Origin of the sequence: Parafrankia colletiae (genome assembly GCF_001854655.1) — a bacterium.
Taxonomy (GTDB): Bacteria; Actinomycetota; Actinomycetes; order Frankiales; family Frankiaceae; genus Parafrankia; species Parafrankia colletiae.
Map to the genome: position 1 here is coordinate 1 of NZ_MBLM01000055.1, position 5,467 is coordinate 5,467.

8 protein-coding genes and 1 pseudogene are annotated in these 5,467 nt (G+C 69.2%); 4 read left to right on the top strand and 5 right to left on the bottom strand.

All coding sequences use genetic code 11. The features are described 5' to 3' along the window. On the bottom strand, nucleotides 1-107 hold a 107-nt coding region (locus CC117_RS34375; protein ID WP_157905375.1), incomplete at its 3' end, for a helix-turn-helix domain-containing protein. A gap of 110 nt (nucleotides 108-217) precedes the next feature. Between CC117_RS34375 and CC117_RS40420 the strand changes: the two are divergent. Then, a pseudogene (locus tag CC117_RS40420) lies at nucleotides 218-307 on the top strand (DNA-binding response regulator); the annotation flags it as partial. On the opposite strand, the gene CC117_RS08030 reads toward CC117_RS40420, so the two are convergent. Continuing rightward, entirely contained in the window at nucleotides 292-1,281 is a 990-nt protein-coding gene (locus CC117_RS08030) for a LysR family transcriptional regulator (RefSeq protein ID WP_071083122.1), read from the bottom strand. The pseudogene CC117_RS40420 and the gene CC117_RS08030 sit on opposite strands and share 16 nt — an antisense overlap. Nucleotides 1,282-1,354: 73 nt before the next feature. Here CC117_RS08030 and CC117_RS08035 point away from each other — a divergent pair, with 73 nt between their 5' ends. Next, nucleotides 1,355-1,849: a group II truncated hemoglobin gene (locus CC117_RS08035; protein ID WP_071083123.1), complete on the top strand. Its 495-nt coding sequence runs from the start codon at nucleotides 1,355-1,357 to the stop codon at nucleotides 1,847-1,849. Here CC117_RS08035 and CC117_RS08040 read toward each other — a convergent pair. Then, nucleotides 1,789-2,220 carry a winged helix-turn-helix transcriptional regulator gene (locus tag CC117_RS08040; RefSeq protein WP_071083124.1) on the bottom strand — a complete coding sequence of 144 codons (432 nt, stop codon included), beginning with the start codon at nucleotides 2,218-2,220 and terminating at the stop codon, nucleotides 1,789-1,791. The two genes, CC117_RS08035 and CC117_RS08040, sit on opposite strands and share 61 nt — an antisense overlap. A gap of 127 nt (nucleotides 2,221-2,347) precedes the next feature. Between CC117_RS08040 and CC117_RS08045 the strand changes: the two genes are divergently transcribed. Continuing rightward, nucleotides 2,348-3,166 carry a globin domain-containing protein gene (locus CC117_RS08045; RefSeq protein ID WP_071083127.1) on the top strand — a complete coding sequence of 273 codons (819 nt, stop codon included), beginning with the start codon at nucleotides 2,348-2,350 and terminating at the stop codon, nucleotides 3,164-3,166. Nucleotides 3,167-3,217: 51 nt separating this feature from the next. On the opposite strand, the gene CC117_RS08050 is transcribed toward CC117_RS08045, so the two are convergent. After that, complete coding sequence (locus tag CC117_RS08050) at nucleotides 3,218-3,544, bottom strand: antibiotic biosynthesis monooxygenase family protein (protein ID WP_018637576.1); 327 nt, start codon at nucleotides 3,542-3,544, stop codon at nucleotides 3,218-3,220. 44 nt (nucleotides 3,545-3,588) lie between these two features. Then, nucleotides 3,589-4,710, bottom strand: a complete 1,122-nt coding sequence (locus CC117_RS08055; RefSeq protein ID WP_071083125.1) for an epoxide hydrolase family protein — start codon at nucleotides 4,708-4,710, stop codon at nucleotides 3,589-3,591. A gap of 66 nt (nucleotides 4,711-4,776) precedes the next feature. On the opposite strand from CC117_RS08055, the gene CC117_RS08060 reads away from it, so the two are divergent. Further along, nucleotides 4,777-5,259, top strand: coding sequence for a MarR family winged helix-turn-helix transcriptional regulator (locus CC117_RS08060; RefSeq protein ID WP_071083126.1), 483 nt, complete (start codon nucleotides 4,777-4,779; stop codon nucleotides 5,257-5,259). Nucleotides 5,260-5,467: the final 208 nt, after the last annotated feature.

Consider the following 5,467-nt stretch of genomic DNA (forward strand, 5'->3'; position numbering starts at 1 on the left):
TCGGACAACGCCCGGTTGTACACGTAACGCACACAACCAAACGTTTTCGCTAACTGTTCCACCTGATGGGAGTTCGGGTAGAACCGGTACCGGTACGCCCGCTTCACCACCCGACTCCCCACGGCCGGCAGAATACACCTTTCCGCCGCCACCCTGATGTCGGAGCTGACGCGCTAACCCCGTTCTGAAAGGCGGGGCCTGCGCGCTACGTTTCACGGTCAGCAGCATCTTCACCAAGCTCGACCTGACCCCGACGGACGTCGACCACCGCCGGGTACTCGCCGTCCTCACCTACCTCAACAGCTGATCCGACAGCGTGGGTTGATCCGAGAGCGTCGCGGCCAGGTCGACGAAGTCGCGCGCGGGCGCCGGCAGGTCGGCGGAGTTCCAGGCGATGGCGACCTCCGAACCGGCGATGTCGACGACCTCGACGAACGCCAGGCCCGGCCACCGCTGCGCGGACGCGATCGAGGCCGGGACCAGCCCGACCGCGCGGCCGGTGCGAGCCGCGTCCAGCAGATCGTCCAGCGTGTGGCCCTGCGCCCCGAACCGCGGCGGCCTGGTGCGTCGTTCGCTCACACGCCAGAACCCGCACCAGACCGGATCCGACCCCACGACGTCGATCCACGGCAGCTCGGCGATCTCCGCAAACGTGACGCCCTGACGGTTCGCGAGCGGATGGCCGGCGCCCAGGGCCACGAAGCGCGGCTCGGTGGCCACCACGATCAGGTCCAGTCCCGTGCCGGTGAACGGTGGCCGGACGATGGCGACGTCACTCGTGTGCCCGCGCAGGCCGCCGGTCGGATCCTCGAGGCCGTAGTGCTTCGTGAGGAGACGGACGTCGGGATACCGCCGGGCGAAGGCCTGCAGCAGCTTCGGCGTGATCTCCACGGCAGCGGTGGCGGCGAGACCGATGCGCAGCGTGGCAGCGGCGTCGGTCGCGATGTCCCGCGCGGCGGCCGCGCACCGCTCGGCAACGGCGAGCAGTTCACGCGCATGGGGCAACCACCGCGACCCACGGTCGGTGAGTCCCACCGCTCGGCTTGAACGCTCGAACAGGGCGAACCCGAGATGCGACTCGAGTCGCGCGATCGCGCTGCTGAGTGACTGCTGGGCCACGTTCAGGCGGCGTGCGGCATGGGTGAAGTTCAGATCCTCGGCGACGGCCACGAAGTAGCTCAGCTGACGGAGATCCATCCTCGTGGCGGCGGACAGCGCCGGCGATCGACCGACGACCGCTGTGGGACCACCGAGAACTTCTGTTTCCCCTGCTGCGGACATCGCTCTAGCGTTCCATCCAGACGATGCGCGGRACAGCGCGGGAAGCGCACGACGGCGACGGGACCCTGACACGATGGCGGAGACGCTGCACGAGCACGCCGGCGGTGACGCCGCCCTGCACCGACTCGAGGAGCTCTTCTACCRCAGGGCGCTGGCCGATCCGGTGCTGAGCAAGCTCTTCCCCGAGCGGGTACCGACCCATGTCGACCACCTCACCTGGTTCACGRCGGAGTCCTTCGGCGGCCCGGACCGTTTCAGTCGCGAGGTCGGCTTCGCCTACCTGATCGACGTCCACCGTCATCTTCGGATCACCGACGAGCAGCGTGACCGCTTCGTCGAGCTGTACCTCCAGGCCCTGGACGAGGCCGGCCTACCCGACGACGAACCGTTCCGACGGTCGGTGCGCGAGCACATCGAGTTCGGCGTGCAGATCGCGCAGCAGAACTCGTGGGCCGCCACCGACGCCGACCTGCATCCGATCCGCGAGGTACCCCTCTGGCAGTGGAGTCAGGACGCCGTGGATGTCGGCGGCGTGCGGCCCGCTTCCGAGCAGCCCGCTTCCGAGTAGCTGGCGCCCGAGTAGCCGGCGAGCTGCTCGGCCGGGGGTCGGATCGAGAGCTGGTGGGTCTGCGCCCACTGTCGGCCCCATTCCCACATCGACTGCAGCATCGGCGCCAGGGAGCGGCCCTCGGCGGTGAGCGCGTACTCCACGTGTGGGGGTGTGGCGCTCACCAGGGTGCGCTCGACGATGCCGATCTTCTCGAGCTCCCGCAGGCGTTGGGTGAGCATCTTCTCGGTGATGTCGGGGATCAGGCGCCGGATCTGGGTGAAGCGCAGCCGGTCGTTCTCCTTGAGGTGGGCCAGGATCACCGCGGTCCACTTTCCACCGACGACCTCGATGGTCACCTCCACGGGGCACCGGTAGATGCGCTCGCCCATCGGCAGTCCTCCACTGCGGCCTGACCAGCCCCTCGTCGGGCTGGCCCTCCACGTCAGGGTACGCACAAAAAAGTGGGTACCCACAGCGGAGTAAGTCGTTGGTAGCCTGACGATCGGAGGTGCAGTGGTGATCGTCGAGTACATTCGCTACCGAATTCCCCAGGACAGGTCCGACGAGTTCGAAGCTGCCTACATCCGGGCTTCCGGGTCGCTGCGCGAATCACCGAACTGCCTCGGATTCGAGCTCGCACGCTGCCATGAGAACAGCGACCACTATGTTCTGCGCATTGACTGGGACTCGCTCGACGGCCACCTGAAAGGGTTCCGTGGGAGCGACGTCTTTCGCGGATTCCTCGCCGAGGTCGGACCGTACGTCGAGCATATCGAGGAAATGCGTCACTACACGCCGACGGCGGTCGCCGGCCCCGGCGGCGGCCAGCCGCAACCACCCAGCCTCCATGACTGGGCGGGCGGGCCCGATGCGTTCGAGCGCCTGTTCACGCGCTTCTACGAGACCGTCGTCGACGACGATCTGCTCTCCCCGCTGTTCGCGCACATGGATTCCGGGCATCCGCACCATGTCGCCCTGTGGCTGGGTGAGGTGTTCGGCGGGCCCGCTCTCTACACCGCGCGCCGCGGCGGCTACGAGAACATGCTCTCGCATCACCTCGACAAGGCGATCACCGAGCCGCAGCGCCGGCGCTGGGTGAGCCTCCTCGTCGACGCCGCGGACGAGGTCGGACTGCCCGGTGACCCCGAGTTCCGCGCCGCGTTCATGAGTTACCTCGAGTGGGGTACCCGCATCGCCGTGCAGAACTCCCAGCCCGGCGCGACCCCCATGCCACACGCGCCCGTCCCACGATGGGGATGGGGAGTGGCTCCGCCCTGGCAGCCGCCCGACGCGAGCCAGGCAGGCGACACGCGCCAGGCGGGCGACGGGTCGTGACCTCCAGGGCGGGCACCGAGCGTCATCGGGCGCAGGCACGCGGCCGAAGCATCAGCCTGCCGAGCCGCCGGCGATCGTGTAGCTCCACAGCTCACTGTGCACACCGACCGGCTTGGGTGCCTCGCCGCCGGCGCGCTCGGCTTCGGAGCGGTGCCCGTGGGCGAACGCCGGCGAGCTGACCCAGGCCTGGAAGGACGCCTCGTCCCGCCAGCGGGTCACCACCAGCCACACGGTGCGGTCGTCGGCCGGCTGGAGCAGCTCGAAGCCCTCGAAACCGTCACGGTCGTCGATGGCACCGGCACGCGCGGCGAAACGACGGGCCAGTTCGTCGCCGCTGTCAGGCTCGACAGTGATGGCGTTGATCTTGATGACGGTCATGGTGCCCCGGCTTCCCCAGTGGGTGGTCGCGCGATTCGTCGATGCTATCGGCAGGCCGACGGCGAGCACCTCGGGATCTTCAGGCCCCGGAAGAAGGCGCTGATGTCGACGGCGAGCACCTCAGGCACTTCCAGCCCCGGGAAGTGGCCGCCGCGGTCGGCCTCCGTCCACCGGACGATCGGCATCCGCCGCTCGGCGTAGGAACGGATCGGGCGGGTGATGTCCTCGGGCAACACGAGGACACCGACTGGTTGGACGGTTCGCCAGGAAGGCGGTCCACCGGTCTCCCGGTGCAGGCGAGGTGCCGTGCCGGCGGTGCCGGTCAGCCAGAAGAGCATCACGTTCGTGAGCACGCGGTCGGGGCTGATCGCGAAGTCCCTGCCCGCCCACATCGTCATCGGGTCGAGCAGCCAGGCGAGCAGCCCGACCGGCGAGTCGTTGAGTGCATACGCGGGGGTCTGCGGCCGGGTGCCGTTCACCTTTCGGACCGCTGGCTGGTCGCGCAGGTAGGCCTCGGTCTGAGCGAGCCGCTCCTGGTCCTGCGGGATCAGCTGCGCACGGTCCGGGTCGCCGGGCAGCGCGGACGTCGGGAGGTAGTTCAGGTGTATTCCGATGACGTGTTCGGCGTCGTGTTGCGACAGCGCCCGGGACACCGCCGCGCCCCAGTCACCCCCGTGGGCGCCGTACCTCCGGTAGCCCAGCCGGCGCATGAGCTCCGCCCAGGCGCGGGCCACGCGGTCGACGTCCCAGCCGCGCTCGCGCGTCGGGCCGGAGAAGCCCCAGCCCGGAAGCGACGGCACGACCAGGTGGAAGTCGGCCGAGAGCGGACCGATGACGTCGAGGAACTCCACGATGGACCCCGGCCAGCCGTGGGTCAGCACCAGCGGGAGCGCGTCCGGCCGCGCGCATCGCACGTGCAGGAAGTGGATCCGCTGGCCGTCGATCTCGGTGACGAACTGCGGATGGCTGTTCAGCTCGGCTTCCGCCGCGCGCCAGTCGTAGCGGTGGCGCCAGTGGCCAGCGAGCTCCCTGACTCGGGCCAGCGGCACGCCGAACTCGTCGCCGACGCCCGGCAGTTCGTCGGGCCACCGGGTGCGGTCGAGGCGGGCGTGCAGGTCGTCGAGGTCGACCTGCGGCACGTCCACCCGAAACGGCTCGATCTCCATTATTAGTCTCCCTAACGTTTGTGACACAAACGCTAGGTCGTTGGTGGGACTAACGCAAGCCTTAGGATGCCGTCCATGCCGGAACGCGACCGCCACGTGCCGACCGACCCCACCGCCGTCTCCGCGCGCCTGCGGTCACTGGCCAGTCGGCTCCTCGGCCGCACCGCGGTGCATGCCGATCGGATCTCGAACACGCACCTCRCCGCGGCGGGGGCGACCCGGTGGCAGTACGCCACGCTCGTCACCCTCCGCGACGGCGGGCCGGCGAGCCAGGCCACGCTCAGCGAGCGCACCGGCATCCACCGCAGCGACATGGTGGCCGTGCTGGGCGGCCTGACCGAGGCCGGGCACGTGGAGCGCGCGCCCGACCCCGACGACCGGCGCCGCAACATCGTCACGCTGACCCCGGCCGGGCGATCTCGGCTGCACGCTCTGGACCACCTCGTCGACCAGACCCAGCAGGAGCTGCTCGCCCCACTCACCCCTGACGAGCGCGCAGAGCTCCTCCGCCTCCTGCAGCAGATAGATGATCATCATTCGACACGCTGACCCGCGCGCGGCCGCCGTTCAGGCGCCGGGTACCTGCCCGGCGATCACCCAGCTAGTCTTGTGCAGGCATCGGTTGCCTGTCGCAACCACTGCCGATTGACATCCTCTCCGGTCTGAAGGCCGAAGATTCCTGTACCTCGCGATACAGGTTCCTGATTCGTCAACGGACGCCTCCTCACTCCTGGGAGCGAGGTGGTCTCACTCCCTC

Coding starts and splice junctions, on each gene's coding strand:
- CC117_RS08030 (WP_071083122.1), bottom strand. CDS start 1,281: ATGTCCGCAGCAGGGGAAACAGAAGTTCTCGGTGGTCCCACAGCGGTC.
- CC117_RS08040 (WP_071083124.1), bottom strand. CDS start 2,220: ATGGGCGAGCGCATCTACCGGTGCCCCGTGGAGGTGACCATCGAGGTC.
- CC117_RS08050 (WP_018637576.1), bottom strand. CDS start 3,544: ATGACCGTCATCAAGATCAACGCCATCACTGTCGAGCCTGACAGCGGC.
- CC117_RS08055 (WP_071083125.1), bottom strand. CDS start 4,710: ATGGAGATCGAGCCGTTTCGGGTGGACGTGCCGCAGGTCGACCTCGAC.